This window comes from Clostridium sp. ZBS15 (genome assembly GCF_023845705.1).
Lineage (GTDB): Bacteria > Bacillota > Clostridia > Clostridiales > Clostridiaceae > Clostridium > Clostridium aquiflavi.
On record NZ_JAMQHY010000009.1, the window covers coordinates 174,337 to 196,912 of the forward strand.

17 protein-coding genes are annotated in these 22,576 nt (G+C 27.7%); 2 read left to right on the forward strand and 15 right to left on the reverse strand.

All coding sequences use genetic code 11. The features are described from left to right. Nucleotides 1-89: 89 nt before the first annotated feature. From NG904_RS04655 to NG904_RS04730, 15 genes are all read right to left on the reverse strand, one after another. Nucleotides 90-797, reverse strand: a complete 708-nt coding sequence (locus NG904_RS04655; protein WP_252230163.1) for a response regulator — start codon at nt 795-797, stop codon at nt 90-92. Then, a complete protein-coding gene (locus NG904_RS04660) occupies nt 790-3,492 on the reverse strand; it encodes an ATP-binding protein (protein ID WP_252230165.1) in 2,703 nt (900 codons plus the stop codon). The genes NG904_RS04655 and NG904_RS04660 overlap by 8 nt, the downstream gene beginning before the upstream one ends. Before the next feature lie 108 nt (nt 3,493-3,600). Then, entirely contained in the window at nt 3,601-4,491 is an 891-nt protein-coding gene (locus NG904_RS04665; protein ID WP_252230167.1) for a hypothetical protein, read from the reverse strand. A gap of 21 nt (nt 4,492-4,512) precedes the next feature. After that, a complete protein-coding gene (gene kdpC / locus NG904_RS04670) occupies nt 4,513-5,118 on the reverse strand; it encodes a potassium-transporting ATPase subunit KdpC (protein WP_252230169.1) in 606 nt (201 codons plus the stop codon). 17 nt (nt 5,119-5,135) lie between these two features. Continuing rightward, the gene (gene kdpB, locus NG904_RS04675) at nt 5,136-7,202 is read right to left on the reverse strand and encodes a potassium-transporting ATPase subunit KdpB (RefSeq protein ID WP_252230171.1); all 2,067 of its coding nucleotides are present in this window, start codon (nt 7,200-7,202) and stop codon (nt 5,136-5,138) included. 15 nt (nt 7,203-7,217) lie between these two features. After that, entirely contained in the window at nt 7,218-8,957 is a 1,740-nt protein-coding gene (kdpA, locus tag NG904_RS04680; protein WP_252230173.1) for a potassium-transporting ATPase subunit KdpA, read from the reverse strand. Between the two features lie 452 nt (nt 8,958-9,409). Next, the gene (locus NG904_RS04685; protein WP_252230175.1) at nt 9,410-11,770 is read right to left on the reverse strand and encodes a glycogen/starch/alpha-glucan phosphorylase; all 2,361 of its coding nucleotides are present in this window, start codon (nt 11,768-11,770) and stop codon (nt 9,410-9,412) included. Continuing rightward, nucleotides 11,770-13,257, reverse strand: a complete 1,488-nt coding sequence (gene malQ / locus NG904_RS04690; RefSeq protein WP_252230177.1) for a 4-alpha-glucanotransferase — start codon at nt 13,255-13,257, stop codon at nt 11,770-11,772. Before malQ ends, NG904_RS04685 begins: the two co-directional genes overlap by 1 nt. A 146-nt stretch (nt 13,258-13,403) precedes the next feature. Then, a complete protein-coding gene (locus NG904_RS04695) occupies nt 13,404-14,423 on the reverse strand; it encodes a LacI family DNA-binding transcriptional regulator (protein WP_252212539.1) in 1,020 nt (339 codons plus the stop codon). A gap of 161 nt (nt 14,424-14,584) precedes the next feature. Continuing rightward, nucleotides 14,585-15,526, reverse strand: coding sequence for a PucR family transcriptional regulator (locus NG904_RS04700; protein WP_252230178.1), 942 nt, complete (start codon nt 15,524-15,526; stop codon nt 14,585-14,587). Between the two features lie 21 nt (nt 15,527-15,547). Continuing rightward, the gene (locus NG904_RS04705) at nt 15,548-16,657 is read right to left on the reverse strand and encodes an ABC transporter ATP-binding protein (RefSeq protein WP_252212541.1); all 1,110 of its coding nucleotides are present in this window, start codon (nt 16,655-16,657) and stop codon (nt 15,548-15,550) included. 152 nt (nt 16,658-16,809) lie between these two features. After that, on the reverse strand, nt 16,810-17,847 hold the full coding sequence (locus tag NG904_RS04710) for a hypothetical protein (protein ID WP_252212542.1): 1,038 nt from the start codon (nt 17,845-17,847) through the stop codon (nt 16,810-16,812). Between the two features lie 18 nt (nt 17,848-17,865). Next, entirely contained in the window at nt 17,866-18,912 is a 1,047-nt protein-coding gene (locus tag NG904_RS04715; protein WP_252230181.1) for a phosphodiester glycosidase family protein, read from the reverse strand. A gap of 237 nt (nt 18,913-19,149) precedes the next feature. Further along, a complete protein-coding gene (locus NG904_RS04720; protein ID WP_252226974.1) occupies nt 19,150-19,686 on the reverse strand; it encodes a hypothetical protein in 537 nt (178 codons plus the stop codon). A 565-nt stretch (nt 19,687-20,251) separates the two neighbouring features. After that, nucleotides 20,252-21,298: an acyltransferase gene (locus NG904_RS04730; protein WP_252230183.1), complete on the reverse strand. Its 1,047-nt coding sequence runs from the start codon at nt 21,296-21,298 to the stop codon at nt 20,252-20,254. A 137-nt stretch (nt 21,299-21,435) separates the two neighbouring features. Here NG904_RS04730 and NG904_RS04735 point away from each other — a divergent pair, with 137 nt between their 5' ends. Together NG904_RS04735 and NG904_RS04740 are read left to right on the forward strand one after the other, a co-directional pair. Next, on the forward strand, nt 21,436-21,804 hold the full coding sequence (locus NG904_RS04735) for a helix-turn-helix domain-containing protein (RefSeq protein ID WP_252230185.1): 369 nt from the start codon (nt 21,436-21,438) through the stop codon (nt 21,802-21,804). A 5-nt stretch (nt 21,805-21,809) separates the two neighbouring features. After that, complete coding sequence (locus tag NG904_RS04740; protein ID WP_252230187.1) at nt 21,810-22,283, forward strand: ImmA/IrrE family metallo-endopeptidase; 474 nt, start codon at nt 21,810-21,812, stop codon at nt 22,281-22,283. The last annotated feature ends 293 nt before the right edge of the window (nt 22,284-22,576 follow it).

Consider the following 22,576-nt stretch of genomic DNA (forward strand, 5'->3'; position numbering starts at 1 on the left):
ATTTTAGCATTCCTAAGTTCAATTACTCCGCTCACTTTTCTTATGCATATATCAACACTCTGCTAAAACAGAGCCTAAAAATATATTCCTTAATCCTCTGTAATTCTTAGCATCCTATATCCTATTCCTATATGAGTTTGTATATATTTGGGTTTTGAAGGTTTTTCTTCTATTTTCTTTCTTAAAGTTGCCATAAAAACACGTAATGATGGTGTATCATTAGGTAAAGTATTTCCCCATACTTCTTTTAATATAAAATTATGAGTAAGTACTCTTCCTACATTTTTAGCTAAAAGACATATTAATCTATATTCAATTGGCGTTAAATGAATTTCCTCATCTTTAATAAATACACATCTTGCCGCATAATCAATCTTCAAATCTCCATTAACAAATAAATTATTATTTTCTCCTTGTACACCATTAACATAATTAATTCTTCTTAAACTAACACGTAGTCTTGCTAACAATTCTTCAACACTAAAAGGCTTAGTTAAATAATCATCAGCTCCACAATCAAGAGCTTCAATTTTATCCCTATCTTCACTACGCGCACTAACTACTATGATTGGAACATTTGACCATGTACGTATTTTCTTGATAATTTCTACTCCATCCATATCTGGTAAACCCAAATCTAATATAATGATATCTGGTACATATGAAATATCTTCTCTAATTGCAGCCTCACCATTTTCAGCAACATGATATTTATAATTTTCTGTTTCCAATGTTATGGTAATTAAATTTCTAACTGCTTTATCATCTTCTACAACTAAAATTTGTGGTTTATTCACTATATATAACCTCCTCATATTGTAACGTAAAACCAAATATAGTTCCTTTAGGTTCGTTGTCTCTTACATAAACTTCTCCACCATGAGCATTTATTATGGACTTACATAAAGATAGTCCAAGTCCAAGTCCTCTTCTTCCATCTGCACTAGTGCTATTTAATGTAAAAAACATATCAAATAATTTTCCTTTCATTGAATCTTCAATTCCACATCCATCATCACTTATTTCAATCACTACACTTTTGCCTTGCTTTTTCCCAAGTATTTTAATATTTGAACCTTTCTGAGTATATTTCACAGCATTATTTACAATATTAATTATTACTTGAATAATTAATCTAGAATCCATTTTAGCCATCAATAATTCATCATCTACTTCAACTTCAATATTATAGTCTGAGCTTTCTCTATTAATATGTTGAAGTGCTTCTTGTATGACTTCATCTATTAATTCTGGTTGTAATTTTATATTCATTGTACCATTTTCAATACGAGTTACAGACAATAAATTTTCTACTAAATTAATAAGCCACATAGAATCATCATAAATATCTGTATACAACCTCTGTTTTCTATCTTCATCTAATATTCTAGAATTTCCCATTAAAATTCCAGCATTCCCAGATATACTTGTAAGAGGTGTACGTAAATCATGTGAAATAGCTCTTAATAAATTAGACCTTAGTTTTTCTTGTTCTGCTTTCATATAAATTTCATTTTTAGTTTCATTTATATATTCTTTTTCTAAAGATAAAGCACTTTCAGCTAAAATTGCAATTAGCAGATTCTTTTTAAAAGAATCCAAAGTTTCATTTCTATCAAATGGAATTGCTACTACTGCAAATGATTTTTCGTGATTTCGTATAGCTAAATAAAGGCATCTTGCTCCTGGTAAAGTATTGGTTGTCGCCCCTGCATGTTTTTTATTCTTAAATACCCATTGGGCCACAGCTTGTTCATCTTCAGTAATAAATTCACTTATATCACTTGTCCTCTTTTTTTTGAAAATTATTGGTTCTAAGAGTATATCATTATCTTCTGGATATAATATCACTGTTTTATCTAATAATTTCTCTATTTGAATAAGTATCTTGTTAAAAATTTCTTCTTTATTTTTAGCCATCTGTAACTTTTGGCTTGTCTCTAATAAGACTTCAGTTCTATAAGCTTTTTCAGCAGCATATTTAGCCTCCATTTTTACTCTAGTTGCTAATCTACTTGATATTATTGATGATATAAACATAACCAAAAATGTTATTGGATAACTTTTATCATAAGCTTGGAATGTAAATCTAGGATCAGTAAATAAAAAATTAAATACTAATACTCCTAGTATTGATACTAAAAGCCCACAGCTTTTTCCAGTTGTAGTTATAGATGTTAGTAATACTCCTAATATATATATATTTATAATATTAGCTTCACTATATCCTAAATTATAGAATATTAACCCCATTACTGTGACAACTCCTAATATTACTGTTGTTTTTATTAAGTCCATTACAGTAAAATGTGGTAAATTGCTTTTTTTCAGCTTCTCTTTTGAAGTTCTTTTATAAGCCTTAGAATTGTCTGGAATAATGTAAACATCTATATTAGGTGCAAACTCTGTTAATTTATCAACCAATGTTTTTTTGCTACTAAACCACTTTTTTTTATTGTTTGATCTTCCAATAACAATTTTAGAAACACCACTTATCTTCGCATACTGAGAAATTTGATTTGCCACATCATCACCATAGACAGTAGCTATTTTAGCACCTAATTGTTCAGCAAGTTTTAAATTTTTTTCTAATATTTTTTTATTTTCCATACTAATTTCTTTATTATTAGAAGTTTCTACAAATAATGCTGTAAACAATCCATGAAATGCAAATGCCATTCTTGCAGCTGTTCTAATTACCTTTGAGTTACTTGGGGAGCTTGATAAGCAAATCAAAATGTGTTCTTCTGTATAATACGTATTTTTAGTTTCTTCTCTATTATCCTCAATTTTTTTATTAACTGCATCTGCTGTACGCCTAAGTGCTATTTCTCTTAATGCAACTAATTTTTCTTTTGTAAAAAAGTTAATTAATGCTCTCTTAGCTTGAGCGGTTTTATATATCTTCCCTTTATTTAATCGTGCAATTAAATCATCTGGCTCAATATCAACCAATTCAACTTGATTAGCATTGTCAAATACACTATCAGGAATTCTCTCTCTTACAACTATTCCTGTTATAGATGCTACAATGTCATTTAAACTTTCTATATGTTGTACATTGATAGTGGTATACACATCTACCCCATTATTTAGTAATTCTTGTATATCTTGATACCTTTTCATATGCCTGCATCCATAAGCATTACTATGTGCCAATTCATCTACTAAAATTAGCTGTGGTTTTCGCTTAATTGCAGAATCAAGATCAAATTCATTTAAAGTTATTCCTTTATATTTAACTTTTAAATTAGGCAACATTTCTAACCCATCTAAAAGAGCAAGGGTTTCTACTCTAGTATGAGGTTCTATATACCCTGCTACTACATCAATACCTGAATTCTTAGCTATATGAGCCGCTTCAAGCATTGCATAGGTTTTCCCTACACCAGCTGCATATCCAAAAAATATCTTTAATTTTCCTTGTTTGTTATTTTCATCTGGGGATATTTTCTTTAAAATCTCATCAGGATCTGGACGTTCATCTATCATATATGTCACCTCAAAATATAATCTACTTATAAAGAAATTATACTATAGCCAAAATAAATATTTCATAATTATTTTAACTATAGTATAAAGATTGTGTTAATATTTTATTTAATACAAGTTTGTCTTTATTGGAAATAAGATTTTTAATAACAGTTTTTCTGCTGATGAAGATGATTCAAAATTATAATATACACGCTTTCCACTCTTATCTACAATATTAAATTCTTTATCATGATATTCTATACTAAATTCACATTGAGATAATGCTATTCTTAAAGCTAATTCCCATAAATGCATTTTTTCCATACTTCTTTTTTGAAACATATTATATAATAATTCAAATTCTAAAGCAGTATGATGATCTAATAGAAAATCTAACCATAATTCTTTCATTTGTAAAATACTCAAAGAATTCAAATATTCTTCCTCTTCATTATCTAATGTCTCTAAAGGAATATAAATATATTTCATAACTTTTTGATTATCGTTAATACTATAATTTGAAAAATACTTATCCCATTTTCGTCTAATTGCAATACAGTTTTTATTATATTTTATATTTGATAAGGCTTCATTCAAAATTTCTATTTCCTCATTTTTTTCTACATTTATTTTAAGACATAAATCAGAAAGACTCAAGAAATCTTTTCCAGAAGCATTACTTTTATTTAACTTTAACTGATCTTCTTCATAAAAAACCTTAATTTCACCTTCTTCGAAATCATTAATTATTCCATTAATTACAATCGGATACTTTTCTGATACTTCAGCAATAATTAATGAATAATTATCAATAAGAAAATCACATTCAAAACACGAATCCGAAAAAATAACCCATATAAGTTTTTCTTTAGAAATACATTGAACTTCAGGATTTATGCCAATTTCCTTACTCAATTCATGAACAAGTATAGATATTAATTCTACATTTGAAATATCTAATTTTATATGAGCTTTACTACCTATTATTTCATCCGATACACTCACTATTTTTTGCATAACATCATATCTCCTCAGCATCTACTTCAAAATTCCATCAATAGCAAGATTAACTTCTAATACATTTACTGTTTTTTCTCCTAATACACCAAAAAGTTTTCCTGAAGTGTATTTATCAATAATCTTTTCTACATCTTTTATTTCCATATTATTATTCTTAGCAATGCGATTTACTTGATATTTAGCGGCCGCAACTGAAATATGAGGATCTAAACCGCTTCCTGAACAAGTCACTAAATCTACAGGAATTGCTTGCTCATCTTGTTCTGGATGATTTTCTTTTATTTTATCAACTCTTTCTTGAACAAGAACTTCGTATTCTTTACTTGCAGGACTTAAATTAGATGGTGCTGAATAAGCCAATTTTCTTCCACTATCATCAAGAAAAGTTTTTGTATCAATATTCATAATTCTTCCCCATAAATGTTTTTCATCATTATATTGTTGTGCTAATAATACACTGCCATATTTCTTTCCATTTACCTCTATAATACTTCCATTGGCTTGTTTAGGAAATATTATTTGAGAAATTCCTGTTATAAATATTGTATATATACCTCCACACAAAATAGTAAATATTATAAATATTATTAAAGCTTTAGGAAATACTGCTTTAAATTCCTTCATTACTAATCATCCTTTCTTTATACAATACCAATTGCAGTAATTAAAACATCAATTACTTTTATAGCTATAAATGGTACAATTATTCCCCCTAAGCCATAAACCAAAAGATTTCTTGATAATAACTTACCGGCTGAAACTTCGCGATATTTTACACCTTTAAGTGCTAATGGAATTAAAGCTACAATAATTAATGCATTGTATATTATTGCTGAAAATATTGCACTTTCCGCACTGTGTAAATTCATAATATTTAATGCAGATAACCCTGGATATAATCCAATAAATAATGCTGGGATTATTGCAAAATATTTAGCTAAGTCATTAGCTATACTAAATGTTGTTAAACTGCCGCGTGTCATTAATAATTGTTTACCAATTCTAACTATATCAATTAATTTTGTTGGAGAAGAATCTAAGTCAACCATGTTTCCAGCTTCTTTAGCTGCTTGTGTTCCTGTATTCATAGCAACTGCTACATCTGCTTGTGCAAGTGCTGGTGCGTCATTAGTTCCATCGCCTGTCATTGCAACAAGATGGCCTTTTGCTTGAAAATCACGTATCATTTCTAGCTTACCTTCTGGAGTAGCTTCAGCTAAAAAGTCATCAACACCAGCTTCTGCTGCAATAGCTGCTGCTGTCAATGGATTATCTCCAGTTATCATGATTGTTTTAATACCCATTTTTCTTAAATCTGCAAACTTTTCTTGTACGCCTTGCTTAATAATATCTTTTAAATAAACTACTCCAAGAACTTTATTATCTTTAGCTACAACAAGAGGAGTACCGCCTTTATTTGATATTCTAGCTACAATCTCATCACATTCTTTGCTATAACATCCACCTCTTGAAATTACATAGTCTTTAACAGTTTCTGCTGCTCCCTTACGAATTTCACTATTATTATAATTAACACCACTCATACGAGTTTTAGCTGTGAATGGAATAAATTCCATATTAGATTCTCTAATATTCCTTCCTCTTATTCCAAATTTCTCTTTAGCAAGAACCACTATACTACGTCCCTCTGGAGTTTCATCTGCTAAAGATGAAAGCTGTGCAGCATCTGCCAACTCATTTTCATCAACTCCATTTACTGGTATAAATTCACAAGCTTCACGATTACCTAAAGTGATTGTGCCTGTTTTATCTAACATCAAAATATCAACATCTCCTGCAGCTTCAATAGCACGTCCACTCATTGCTAAAACATTAGCTTGATTTAAACGACTCATACCTGCAATACCAATAGATGAAAGTAATGCACCTATAGTTGTTGGTGCAAGACATACTAAAAGTGCCACTAGTGATGTAACTGAAATAGGATTTACCACACCAGCCTGATTAGCTGAAAAAATAGAATATGAATATAGTGAAACTGTAACCAATAAAAATATAATAGTTAGTGAAATTAATAAAATTTGTAATGCAATTTCATTTGGTGTTTTCTTACGCGCTGCACCTTCAACCATAGAAATCATCTTATCAAGAAAACTTTCTCCAGCCTCACTTGTAACCTGAATAATTAACCAATCTGAAATTACTGTTGTTCCGCCAGTCACAGCACTTCTATCACCACCACTTTCTCTAATAACAGGTGCTGATTCTCCTGTTATTGCACTTTCATCAACTGAAGCTGCTCCATCTATTACTTCTCCATCCGCTGGAACTTGCTCTCCAGCAACAACAATTACTATATCTCCTTTTTTAAGCAGTGCTGATGAAACTTTAGTTATCTCATCTCTTTTCTCTATAGATGGAATTTTATGCGCTTCCACATCTTTCTTTGCTGCACGTAAAGAATCAGCTTGTGCTTTACCACGCCCTTCTGCTATTGCTTCTGCAAAATTAGCAAACAATACAGTAATCCAAAGAATTATAGTAATACCTAATATAAAACTAGATTTTGAATCTCTAATTCCAACTAATGAAACTGCATATAATACAGTTGTTAATATAGATGAAATATATACTAGAAACATAACTGGATTTTCCATTTGAGTTTTTGGTGAAAGTTTTATAAAAGAATCTTTAACAGCTCTTTTAATCATTTTTTTATTTGCAAAATTACCTTTATTTTCATTCATATTTTGTCACCCCATTTAACCTAACATTTGAAAGAATTCAGCAATTGGTCCAAGTGCCAATGCTGGGAAGAAACTTAATGCACCAATAAGCAATACAACAAAAATTAAAAGTCCTATAAACATAGCATTATGTGTAGGTAATGTACCAACACTTTCTGCAACTTTTTTCTTTTTAACCATGCTTCCTGCTATAGCCAAAGTACCCATCATAGGAACAAAACGTGCAAATAGCATACTTAACCCAATACTTATATTTATAAATGGTGTATTCGCTGCAAAACCAGCAAATGCTGAACCATTATTACCTCCAGCTGAAGTGTAAGCATATAATACTTCTGAAAATCCATGAGCCCCTGAATTATTCAAACTATTAACAGTCTCAGGTAATATACTTGCAATACCACTACCAATTAAAATAGCTATCGGTGTTGCTAAACAAACTAAAACTGCCATTTTCATTTCAAAAGGCTCTATTTTTTTACCTAAATATTCTGGTGTTCTTCCTACCATAAGTCCTGCCATAAATACTGCAAGTATTGCAAAACCTATCATTCCATAAAGCCCACATCCAACGCCTCCAAATATAACCTCTCCAAGTTGCATAAGTAGCATAGGTATCATTCCACCAATTGGAGTATAGCTATCATGCATTGAATTTACTGATCCATTAGACGCAGCAGTAGTAAATGTTGCCCATGTTGAAGAAGTTGCAATACCAAATCTAGCTTCTTTTCCTTCCATATTTCCACCGGATTGATTAATTGTTGATAAATCAACTTGACCATTTAACGCCATTTGTGGTGTAGCAATTTGTTCATTTATTCCAACAATGCCCATTGCTACAACTAGCATTATACCCATTGCTATAAATATAGCTATGCCTTGTCTTCTATCCTTTATATTTCTCCCAAAAGTAAAACATAATGCTACTGGGATTAATAATAATGAAATCATTTCAAATAAATTAGATAATATAGTTGGATTTTCAATTGGGTGCGCTGAATTAGTCCCCATAAATCCTCCACCATTTGTACCAAGTTGCTTTATTGCTATTTGGCTTGCTGCAGGTCCTAATGGAACAACTTCTTCCGTTACTACGGTTCCATCTTCAAGTGTAATAGGCTCTAATAAAGAAACTGTTTCATATTGTTTAAAATTTTGTACAACACCTTGAGACACTAATGCTAAAGATACTACTATTGAAAGAGGAATTAATATATAAAGTACAGCTCTAGTAATGTCTATCCAAAAATTTCCTATACCTTTTTGCTTAACTCTAATAAATCCTCTAATTAGTGCGAATAATACTGAAATACCAACTGCTGCCGAAACAAAATTTTGTACAGTTAGTCCCATCATTTGTGTGAAATAACTTAATGAACTTTCACCTGAATAACCTTGCCAATTAGTATTAGTAACAAAACTTACCGCATTATTAAATGCAAGATCCCAGCTTGTACCTGAAACTTTTTCTGGATTTAATGGCAAAAAGCCTTGGAAAATGTGTAGTAAAAATAATACTATTAAACTTATAATTGAAAATGCTAAAACAGAAAAAGAATATTTTTTCCAACTCATATCTTCATCTTTATCAATATGAAGCATTTTATAAATAAAATTTTCACATGGTGTTAATATCTTAGATAAAAACACTTTTTCTCCATTCATAATCTTACCTATATAATTCCCTAATGGAATTGCCAATACTACTAATATCAAAATATACAATCCATATTGTAATACTAAATTCATCATTATTTGTCACCTCTTAATAAAATATTTGCTAAATAAATAAAATATATAAGTGAAATTATTCCTATAAGCCCAACCATCACATGCATTTTTATTACCCCCTTGGTTTTGATAGGACAAGTTTAACATGGAAAAAATTATAGTGGTGTTAGGGTTTTCTTATTTAGAATTAAGATTGTGTTAAGATTTTTATATTGATATTATTTTTTATTCTTTATATACGATTTCTTAAACTTTATTTAATTTATAATTTGAGTTATCCACAAATTTTTAACAATATAATTTTCTAAAAAATAAAAAAGGACTCAAATTAATGAATCCTCTTTCATTGGCTTATAACGAAAATCATTCTATACAGCCTTATTTATATTATTTATTTTGCTATGTTCTAATATATGTTTATATATGCAATAGGTAAAGTGGCATATATAAACATTTTACTGGAACATAGGCATTTATTTTATAGGAGTCTCTTTTATATCCCAAATTTCATCACAGTATTGTTTTATAGTTCTATCACTTGAGAATATTCCTGCACTATAAAGATTAGCAAAACATTTTTTAGCCCACTTTTTAGTGTCCTTGTAATCTTTAAATACTTTATCTTGAGCTTCTTTAAAACTCTCAAAATCTGCTAGAAGATAATATTGATCTCCTTCTTCTAATAATGAATTATATAGGTCTTTAAAATCATCAGTATTACCATCATCAAAAGTTCCATCAATTAGAGTATCTAGAACTCTCTTAATGCTCTTATTCTTCTTATAATAAGTCATTGGATCATACTCTTCTTTAATATCATCTATATCTTCAACTCTTAATCCAAAGATGTAATTATTCTCTTCTCCTGATTCTTGAACTATTTCTATATTAGCTCCATCATAAGTTCCAAATGTAGGAGTAGCATTCAACATGAACTTCATGTTTCCTGTTCCTGATGCTTCTTTTCCAGCTGTAGAAATTTGTTTAGATAAATCTGCTGCTGGGAATAACTTTTGAGCATATGAAACTCTATAATTATGAACAAATACTACTTTTATTTTTCCATTTACATCTTTATCATTATTTATAAGTTCTGCTATTTCATTTATAAATTTAACTATTGCTTTAGCTCTAACATATCCTGGGAAGGCCTTAGCTCCAAAGATAAAACTTACTTTTGGTATATCTAAAGATGGATTTTCTTTTATTCTATAGTATAAATCAAGGATATACATTGCATTTAATAATTGTCTCTTGTATTCATGTAATCTCTTAATTTGAATATCAAATATTGAATTTGGATCTAATTCTATTCCTTCTTCATCTTTAATATATTCTGATAATTGCTTTTTCTTTTGAAGCTTTATATTCATAAGTTCTTCTAAAACTTTATCATCATTTTCAAACTTCTTTAAATCCCTTAATAAAGATAAGTTTTTAACCCAATCTTCAGTTCCTAGTAACTTAGTTATAAATTCTGATAATTCTTGATTACATAGTCTTAACCATCTTCTTGGAGTAATTCCGTTTGTTTTATTTTGGAATTTTGCTGGATATAATTTATACCAATCATTTAATTCTTTATCCTTTAATATATCCGTATGCAACTGAGCAACTCCATTTACTGCTTTTGATACAAATATAGCTAAATTAGCCATTCTCATTTGATCATCAGAAATTATTCTAAGTTTTTCAATTTCTTTTTCTGTATACTTCTTAGCTTTTAATTCTTTTATTAATTCTTTATCAATTTGCTTAGTAATTTCTAATATTCTAGGGAATAATTTTTCTATTAATTCAACATCCCATTTTTCTAATGCTTCTGCTAATATAGTATGATTTGTATATCCAAAGAATTTATTAGCATATCCTAATGCTTTTTTAAATGTAACCTTTTCTTCATCAACTAATATTCTTATAAATTCTGGTATTGCAAGTGTTGGATGAGTGTCATTTAATTGTACAAAATTATATTCACTTATCTTTTCGAAATCGGTACCGAATTTTTCTATGTGTTTTTTAATAATATCTTTTAGTGAAGCGCTTACTAAGAAATATTGTTGACGTAATCTTAATATCTTTCCTTCATCGTTTGAGTCATTTGGATATAAAACTCTAGATATATCCTCTGCTCTATTCTTTAATTCTACTGATTCATCATATTTTTGTTCATTAAATAAATAGAAATCAAATTCTTTTATCGGTTCACATTTCCATAATCTTAATGTATTTATATTTTTAGTTCCATAACCTATGATAGGTGTATCATATGGTATAGCTTTAACTTTCATATCTTCAAATTCTACAATTTGAGTTTCGTTATCTTTTCTTATACTCCAGGGATCACCATACTTTAACCAGCTATCTTCACTTTCAGTTTGAAATCCTTCATCTATATTTTGTTTAAATAGCCCATTATTATATCTAATTCCATAACCATTTAACGGCATATCTATTGTAGCTGCTGATTCCATAAAACATGCTGCAAGTCTTCCAAGTCCCCCATTACCAAGGCCAGCATCTTCTTCTATTTCTTCTACTTTGTTAATATCTATATTTAATTCTGATAATACTTCTTTTACATCCTCATACAAGCCTAAGTTTATTAAATTATTTCCAAGTGCCCTACCCATTAAATATTCTGCTGAAAAATAATTTGCACTTCTCTTAGAATTATATGCTTTAGTTGTATCATTCCAATCATCCACGACTTCTTCTAATATAGTTAATGAAAGAGCATTAAATATTTGATATTCCTTAGCATCTTCTAACTTTATTCCATATTTTACTTTTAAATATCTATCAATACCTTTTTTTATATTTTCTTTATTCATTATTCTTCGCACCTTCCATATATTTTCGTTATATCATGAATTTTTTCTGCTAGTTCATCTGTAAATACATCTTTTTTAGCTCTCCAACGCCAATTTTGTCCTAGTGTTGAAGGAACATTAATTCTAGATTCATTCCCTAAATTTAAGAAATCTTGTATTAAAGCTATTGATAAATAAGCTTTACTACTCCATACCCCTCTTATAAATCCCCAGTTATATCCTTCTTCTTTATTTAATCCCAGATATTTAATAGACGCTTCAATTTCTTCTTCAGTTCCTGTTTTTTCAAGCCATCCTCTAAATGTATTATTATCATGAGTGCCTGTATAAGCTATACAATTTTCTTCATAATTATGAGGTAGGTCTCTGTTTGCAGCATCTCCTACAAATGCAAATTGAAGTACTCTCATTCCTGGAAATCCTGATTCTTCTCTAAATTTTACAACTTCATCAGTTAAAAATCCTAAGTCTTCTGCTATTATTTTTATATCTCCAAGTTCTTTCTTTATTGCATTGAATAATTTCATTCCTGGACCCTTTACCCATTCTCCATTTTCTGCTGTAGGATCCCCATAAGGTATTGACCAATAAGATTCAAACCCTCTAAAATGATCTATTCTTATAACATCATATAATTTTGAACTTTGTTTCATTCTGTCTATCCACCATTTATAATTAGTCTTATCAATATAGTCCCAATTATAAATTGGATTTCCCCATAATTGACCTGTTACAGCAAAATTGTCTGGTGGGCATCCTGAAACTTTTAATGGTACTAACGTTTCTTCATCTAATAAAAATGCTTTTGGATTTGCCCATATATCTGCACTATCTTCAGCTACATATATTGGAATATCTCCTATGATTTCAATACCCAAATCATTTACATATTTCTTTAAATTAGTCCATTGTTCAAAGAATTTATATTGTATAAAGGTCCAAAAGTTTATTTCATCTTTTAATTCTTCTCTATATTTATTTAAAACTTCTTTTTTTCTAAGTTTAATATCTATATCCCATTTTTGCCAACTCTTTAATTCAAATTTTGATTTAAGTGCCATATATAAAGAATAATCATATAACCACTGATTTTCTTCTTCAAATTCTTTTAAGTCTGTTGGTAAATTACGCTTAAACCTCTCATACGCTTTTCTTAGAACCTTCATTTTTTCTACAAATATTAATCCATAATCAATATCTTCTTCATCTTTTCCAAAGTTTAAATTTAAATAATCTTTACTTTCCAATAACCCATCATCTTCTAATAGTTTAAAATCTATAAAATAAGGATTTCCTGCAAATGCTGAAAAAGATTGATATGGTGAATCTCCATAACTAGTCGGTCCTATAGGAAGTATTTGCCAATATTTTTGATGTGATTCTTTCAAAAAATCTGCAAACTCATATGCCTCTTTCCCAAATGTTCCTATTCCAAATTCCCCCGGCAAAGATGCAATATGCATTATAATTCCACTGCTTCTTCTCATTTTTTTCTCCCCCTTATGCCTTTTTTATCATTTGCTATGTTTTAATAAAGCACTGATATATGAATAAGCAAAGTGGACTCAGTAATTAAACTTAGAACACCACTTTTCATATTGCATATATCAACACATATTTAAAACATAGTCTATTATTTTTTCAATAAGTCCTTACATGATTCTCTTTCGATTAATTTAGTATCTAGTAATATTTGCTTATTTTCCTCAGTTCCATTAATTAATGAAAATAATAATGATATACTCGTTTCAGCCATTAATCTTTTTGGTTGATTTACTGTAGTAAGTCCTGGATTATAATACTTGCTTTCATCCATCCCATCAAAACCAATGATTGAAATATCATCACCAATTTTCAACCCACTATCTACAACTGCCTTTGCTACTCCTGTAGCCATAATATCTGAAAGTGCAAAAATAGCACTTACATCTTTTCTATTTTTTATAAGATTTATAGTTTCGTTATATGCTTTTTCGCAAGAATAATCTCCGATTAATTCAAGTTCGTCATCAATTTCAATATTATTGTCTTCTAAAGCACTTCTATATCCCTTAAGTCTCCACCAACTAATTCCCAAATCATTTTCATCACCTAAAATAAGTGCTATTTTTTTATGGCCTTTTTCTATTAAATATTTAGTTGCATCATAAGAAGCTTTAATATTATCTATTCCTATTGAAGAATAATGTTTCTTGCCTTTTTTAGATATAGTATTAACTGATGTTAAAACTATTGGAGTTTCTATATCTGAAAAACTATCTTCTTTTATATCAATAAAGTTTCCACCTAGACAAATAACTCCTTGTAATTTCTTTTCTTTTATAAATCCCATAAGATTTTCTACATCCTGATAAAAGTTGTAATCATTCTGCTCTAATATCATTGTATATCCTGATCTATCTATGATGTTACCTATAACATTTATCATCTGTGAAAAAAATGGATTAAACACTCCTTTTACTAGTACACCTATATTTTTAGTATTGTTTTGCTTTAATATTCGTGCACTATTATTAGGTATGTAATTGTTTTGTTTTATAATTTCCAAAACTCGTTCTCTTGTACTCTCTTTTACATCTGGATGATTATTTATAACTCTTGAAACAGTACTTACCCCTACACCTGCAAGTCTTGCTATATCTCCTATATTCATGATATTCCTCCTAATATATATGTAAAATCTAATAAAAATAATGGTAACGTTTCCGCAATAATTTTATTATACACCCATTTCAATTATTATATCAATAAACTAATAAATTTACCCTATTGAATTCAGAACTCGGTATCGTTACCGGAATATCAAATATGAATTTATATATTACTCTCTTTCCATATGAAAAATGCTATTTTAAATAGTATTGCTTCATTAAAGTTTCTAATATCATAAGACGTACATTTCTTAATCTTATCTAACCTATAAATCAAAGTATTTCTATGTACATATAAATTTTTAGCTGATTCACTCAAATTTAAATCGCAATTAAAAAATACTTCTATTGTATTTATTGTATCATCATCTAATTTATTAAATCCATAATTAAATTTAGATAATATTTTTACTTTCTTTTCTTCACTTAAACTATCTACAATACTTTCAAATAATAGACTTTTTTCATTAAATATTCTATTTGAAATATTGTATTTTTTAGCTAAGTTAATTTTATATATCCCATCTTTATATAATGAACTTATATTATTATAATCTTCTACAGCATAGTAACTTATATAACATCTTTTATATAAATTATTGTGTATAGTTTCAGTTATGCTTGATATATGATCTTCAATATCTTCAAATGTCCCTAATAAAATAATATATTCATTATATTCTAATATAGACACTTCAGTATCTATATATATTGTCTTTAAAATCTCTATAGCTTCACTTATTTTTTCTTCTAAATTAATAGATATTAAATAGACCTCATTTAACTCAATCATAATATCATTTAATTTATCACTTGATACATATTCATTTTTTAATAAAGAAATTATTGTATTTTCTCTAACATCGTGCTCATCTTTGCATCTATTTTCAATACAAAATTTAATAAGCTTTAGTGAGTCTTTAAAATTGCTATAAGTTCTTAATATAAATATTTTATTATTTATATTAAATCTAGCTTCTATTATTTCTTTATCAGTGTAAAGAAAAGGATTAGTTTTAAAAACCATTTTATTATCAATACATAATTCAAAAGGTATTTCACATTTTTTATATAATTCATTTAAATATTCAACTAATCCGTACATCTCTTCACCTCAAAATAAAATTTATATTACTCTTAATTCACTTTCTTTATCAAATACGTGTATTTTTTCACTTTCAACGTATAATTTTATTGAATCTCCAGTTTTTACATTAGTAGTTCCATTTACTCTTGCTGTCATATTATTGTTAGATGCTACAAAGTAAATATAACTTTCAGCTCCCATAAGCTCAACTACTTCTACTTTTCCATTTATAATTGATGATGGATTTTCTTTTACAACTTCCATATTATCATCTAAATGTTCTGGTCTTATTCCAAATGTAACTTCTTTATTCACATAACCTTTGGTTTTTAATTCCTTAGCTTGTTGTTCTGGTAATAATATATTATTTTCTTCGAAGCTACAATATAGATTGCCTTCTTTTTCTATTATTTTACCATCTATGAAGTTCATTTGAGGACTTCCTATAAATCCAGCTACAAAAATATTTACTGGGTTATTATATATGTTTTGTGGAGTATCTACTTGTTGTATTATACCGTCTTTCATTACAACTATTCTAGTTCCCATAGTCATTGCTTCAACTTGGTCATGAGTAACATATATGAAAGTTGTTTGTAATTTATTATAAAGTTTAGATATCTCAGTTCTCATTTGAACTCTTAATTTTGCATCAAGATTTGATAATGGTTCATCCATTAAGAACACTTTAGGTTCTCTAACTATGGCTCTTCCTAATGCAACTCTTTGTCTTTGTCCTCCAGATAAAGCCTTTGGTTTTCTTGTTAATAAATGTTCTATGCCTAATACCTTTGCAGCCTCAGTTACCTTTTCATCAATTTCCTCTTTAGGTACTTTTCTAAGCTTTAATGCAAAAGCCATATTATCATAAACACTCATATGAGGATATAATGCATAGTTTTGAAATACCATTGCTATATCTCTTTCTTTTGGCTCAACATCATTTACTAATTTTCCACCTATATATAATTCACCTTTAGATATTTCTTCTAAACCTGCTATCATTCTTAAAGTTGTTGATTTACCACAACCTGATGGTCCAACAAATACTATAAATTCTTTATCTTCTATTTCTAAATTAAAATCGTTTACTGCTGTTACATCACCTGAATATATTTTATAAATGTGTCTTAATGACAAATCTGCCATGTTAACCCCTCCCATTTAAGTCTAATTAATTGTTTATCATGGTTATATTGTACAATTGTAATCCTTTAAACTCTATATGAAAAACTCACAAAACTAGATTATTTTTTTTGTGAAATGCTACTAAAGTTAAATTTAGTAGCATTTTTACTTTCTTATATACTGTTCTTTATTAGTTTATTACCATTCTTCGATATAACTCCTTTAGAATATGTTTGGATTAACTCACCTTTATACTTAATTGTTTTTTTACTTGTAAGTTCTGTTACGGATTTCTTTTCATTATCATTAATATAAACTTTCCCACTATAATCAACTAATACATCTTCTTTATTTACTGGATTATCTAATTTGAATTCTTTCCAATCTTTATAATTGTCAGATGAAATTGCATAATATATTTTTACAACCTTATTATCTACTTCTGAAGCAAAATATACATTATCGTTTATATCTGCTCCTAGTAACTTTGGATTTTTTGTATTAGGTATCAATAAATTATCTGGTTTATCTAATATTGTTACTTGAGTTCCCATCTCCATTATTGCATTAGCTCCTGTAGTCGGGATAACAATATTACCTATCTCTTTATTACTTCTCTTTTTCTCTAATTGATTCATAGTGTTTGCATAATATAAATCACTTTTTTCATTACTCTTTTTAATTTTAATATATAAACTATGGGTTCCTATTGAAAAAGGAATATCTTCTACTTTATCCTCACTATTTTCAATTCTCACTCTTAATTTGTTAAAATCAAAGTCTGCAAGTTCAATTTGTTCCCCATTTTTAGCATTAAATGCTATTGGCTCAAAATAATTTCTTCCTTTTTCTTTTATTTTTTGTATGGCAATTATACGATCTGAATTTGTAACCCATTTGTAAAATACAATATTACTATTAACATTATTTTTAACGTCTTTATATTTATTTTCATCACTATCTAATACTTTTAATCTTCCATCTTGAAGCCCTGCAATATATCTACCATTAGAAGATACTTTTAAATCATCTACATTTTCTTTTAATTCAACTTCTTTTTGTTCATTTTTACTAACTTCACTGTCATCAGATTTTTCTATTTTAATATCCATGTTTGATGATAAATATATATTTTCAATATATAAAAATATTCCTTGTTGAATTATAAATGCTACAAATGTAAAAATTAATAATTTATTTAAAACTTTCATAATATTTCATCTCCTAACTTACTGTTCAACATAAAATGCTGTAGCAACAGTTCTTTCTCCATCCCACGAATTAGGAGAATTTATTACATCACCTTTATAATACATAGTCGTTGAATATCCACCATCAAGCATACCTGCATTTATAGCTCCACGATTTTTCATTATTTCTTGAACTTCATATATTGTAGCTCCTGGTTTAGATAATTTTCTACCATCTAAAGTTAAAAATAGTACTGTTCCATCTTCTTTTTGTCCAACTGCAGTTCTAGGATTAATTCCATCTACATAGTCTTCTTTTTTATGCTGTCTAACTCCATTTATTATTACGTTAGGTTCCCTAAAGCACATTGCTTCCTGCACATCAAGTTTTTTTAATTCTGCTAGGGTATGATTTCCTACAATTAATTGACCCTTTTTAGTAAATGCAATTACATTCGCAATAAAATGCTCATCACATTTTGTAGTAGGATATATAACATTTCCATTAGAAATCACAAACCCCTCTGGTTTTCCCCCTGTGCCAGCACGTATTACTCCATCTGAAGATGTATCTGAGAATGCTCCACCATTTATAGCTGCTATTGCATTATGTTCTTCTGCCATTTCGCTTGTCTTCTGACCTAATTTTCCAAGATATTTAGTCATAGCTACTTTAACTTTATGTGGATTTTCTATTTCTAACATATAACCATCATATCTTTCTGTATGTATATCATATTTAGTTACATTATTTCCAGAATCATATTTAACATCTATTTTGTTTAAATCTATAGATGTATTAGTTGGAACACTTTCTTCTTCAATTTCACTTTTTCCCAATATTTTATCTAATGTTTTTTGTGGTATAAAATCATTTACTAAATAGGCATGGCGAGTAGCTAACACTGTTGAAATTAAAGTTTTCCTTGTCTTGTCATATGGGCCGTAAATTAATACTAAAGGTGTTGTTATTACTAAAAAAGTAATAACATATATTAATCCCACAAATACCGAAAATGATTTTTTCTTTTTCTTCTCACGCCTCGCTTTTTTTCTTGTTGGTTTTTTTTTAACTTTTTTATTCATAATTTCTCCTTACCTTGAAAAGCGTTAATGCTCTACATAAGATTTTATCATATATCTCTTTGTATAAATATTACAAAAAAGTTAAATTGTCAACATATTTTGGAAAAGTATTATATTCTTTCTTAAACTTCCCTATTAAAATTGCTTATAGAACTTAAGATAACAAAAGAGTTGATCTAAANNTTTAGATCAACTCTTTTGTTTATATTAAAATATATTTACATTTATTTTAAAAAACTACTTACTACAACATTTACAGCATTCACATGGAGAATAAGTGAATATTACTTCAAATTTATAATAATTGCATCCATCATATGCTAAGAATGGTAAAACATCTATAGCGCCAGGGTGTAATTGTTTTTTAGGAATAATAACTATTCCTGAATCAAATACAAAATACGTTCCAAGACATCCATATATTTTTTTACATCTTTCATCATAATTATGGCCTAAATATTTAACACTAATTGGTCCACAACATTTTGATGAACTAGCTAAAAAGTATTGAGCCTTTCCTGGACATACATAAATCATCTTATTTTCAGAATTAACATGCATTTCGAAATTGCAATTTGCTGAAAGATCAACATGTTTTCCAAAATGCCATCTTTTTCTCTCTTCTTCATTAGCTATATCTATTTCTTTATTTATTTCCTCAGTTGTCTCCATATCTATATTTAAATTTTTATCTTCTTCTTTATCATCTACATTTAACTTCTCAATTATTTCATCATTTGCAGCTATTTCTTCCTTATAATATAATTTACTCATATTACATCCTCCTTGTGTAATCTAGTTTTAACATTTAATAGATAGATACTTATTCTTTTAGCAAACATTACATTTCTTATTATAGGAATATCACCAAACAAATCTCAAAAGCAAAAGTAACTCTGATTACTATAACTCATGAAATTATAAACTTTATAACTTCATACAATATTATATGCATGATTTTATTACATTGTTATTAATAATAACTATTCACATAAACTTTCAAACTTTTTTATAAATTTTAGAGCATAATCCATTACATTAAAATTGCTTACTTCTATATCTAAACAAAGTTTTAAATCATTCTCCTTGTCTTTTATATTATTATAAAAGGCAATACCAATCACCTAACGTGGTGATTGGTATTGCCTTTATGTTTTTATTTATAATACCTACCTTTAATAACTATAAAATATATAAAACTATCTATAATTAATAATCATATTAAACTATCTATCCTATATTTAAAATACTATATTTAATATTGCTATTGTGAACGAACTGCAACATCAATTAAAATAACTACTACTCTTAATATTGAAGCAACAGTTCATTTCTATCTCTAATTATAAAATAATTTTTTTTCTATTAATTTATAAGTATTTGTTATTTTTTCAGTAATAATATTTTCTAACTTTGCTAATATTTTCAATCTAATAAATTCTATTATTAAACACACTACAAATATACAACCTATCGTTTTAATAGCATTAATTAAAAGCAAATTACTAGTATAATATTTATTTGTATTAAATATTTGAGTATAAATAAACTTTCTAACATATTCGTGATCGTGAATTAAATATATTCCAAAAACCATTGGTGATATACTATTAATTATACCCGATTTTAATTTTACTGATTTAAAAAACATAGTTAACGATATAGTTGCACCAAATATAAATATACTATCATAATCATATGCTACTGTATTTTTAATATCATTTATTAATAGGTTATAATAAAATGTTAATCCTGAAAATATAATATAACTAAAAAGAAATTTATATTTTGATATATTTTTATCATAATATTTTCGTATATATCCTCCTATTAAATATAAAAAAATAAAATTATACAGGCTAAATCCTCTATTAGTAAGTAATGGATTAAATCTAAAAGTTGGTGCTATTATACAAAAAAATAAACCTATAAGTAGTAATTTAATATAATTTTCTTTTGATAATTTATCTCGTACAATATTTACATATGGACTTATTATATAAAGTAATAAATATGTAGTGATAAACCACCATTCCCTTGATATCATTGGTGTTAAGCTCTTCTTTAATTCAACTATATTAAATTCCATTACTCCACTATAAGTAAAAATAATAAATATTGAAATTGAGTAGAATAATATTTGTAATTCAAATTTTATTAATTTTTTTATGCTAAATTTTATTCCAAAATATCCTGATATAAGAACAAAACAATTAACAGCTACTCTAATACAGCTATATATTATGTTTACTATATAATAATTTGTATCGTCTGGTGTCAAATTTTTTAAAACTCCACCATGTAATAAATAATGAATTGATATTACCATTATCATCAAAACAATCCTAAATAATTCAAAATTCGAATCTCTTGATTTTTGATTCATTAATACTCCCCCTCTATGTAAGGATATCATATGATATATCTATACTCAAACAAAACACTCTATTTGCCAACTATTATTTCTTTTTTTTGTTCCTCTGTAATCCACTTAACATCGACAAAAATTTGCAACCACTATTGTTGGATCTATTTTTAGGTAACTTTTTAAAAAATAAAAGAATTGAAAAAAAATTCACATTAAAAGACCTATCAGATTTGAGTGGTGTTGGACCAAGTACAATTTCAGATATAGAAACTGGTAAGACCTTAAATCCTCGAATGATAACACTTCAAAAACTAGCTTCTTCTCTTGATATATCCGTAAATGATTTTTTTGAAGAAACAAAAATTGATATTATAGATGAAAATTTAATAAAAAATGTAGATATTGAAAAACAAAAACAAATTGATACAGTTGCAGCACATTTAGAAGATAAACATTTAACTCCAAAAAAAGTCAAATTACTAAAAGATTACATAGATGCTTTATTTGATGATGAAAATTGGTAACTTACATGAGTAATTTAATGACATATGAAGATTTGCTTATATATGCTCAAAATAAGGGGTTAAATATTAAAGAAAAAAAATTAAAATTTAATTTTAAGGGATTATATAAGAATAGCCGAATACTTATTAATTCTGATATTGACACAGATATCGAACGTAAATGTATTCTAATTGAAGAGATAGGACATCATGAAACATCCTTCGGGAATATAATTGACTATAATAATCTTAACAGTAAAAAACAAGAATTGAGAGCTCGGAGATGGGCAAATGAAAAACTTATTGAAATAAAAGATCTAATTTGTGCTTATAATTATGGTGTAAAAAATAAATATGAATTAACTGATTTTTTTTGGGTAACTGAAGAATTCTTAAATGATACCATTATTAACTACAGAAAAAAATATGGTATTTGCTATAAAATAGATTCTTATTTAATATATTTTGAACCAAACTTAGGAATATTGAAATTAGTTTAAATAAAAGGCTATGTTTTAGCAGAGTGTTGATATTTTAGTATAAGGGCGAACTGGCATTGGAATTTGCTTTTTAGAACTCTTAATGAAGATTTGTACAATTAATTGCTTGTCAGCAATCTTTGATTGGGAGCATGCATTAATTGGACTAAGCTTTATTTTAGTGTTCTTAAAGTAAATTCCTCTGTCCATGAGCTTTATACTACAATATCAACACTGTTTTAAAACATAGCCATTCAATAATATAATTTTCTAAAGAATAAAAAGAACACTAGACGTTAACCTAGTGTTCTTCA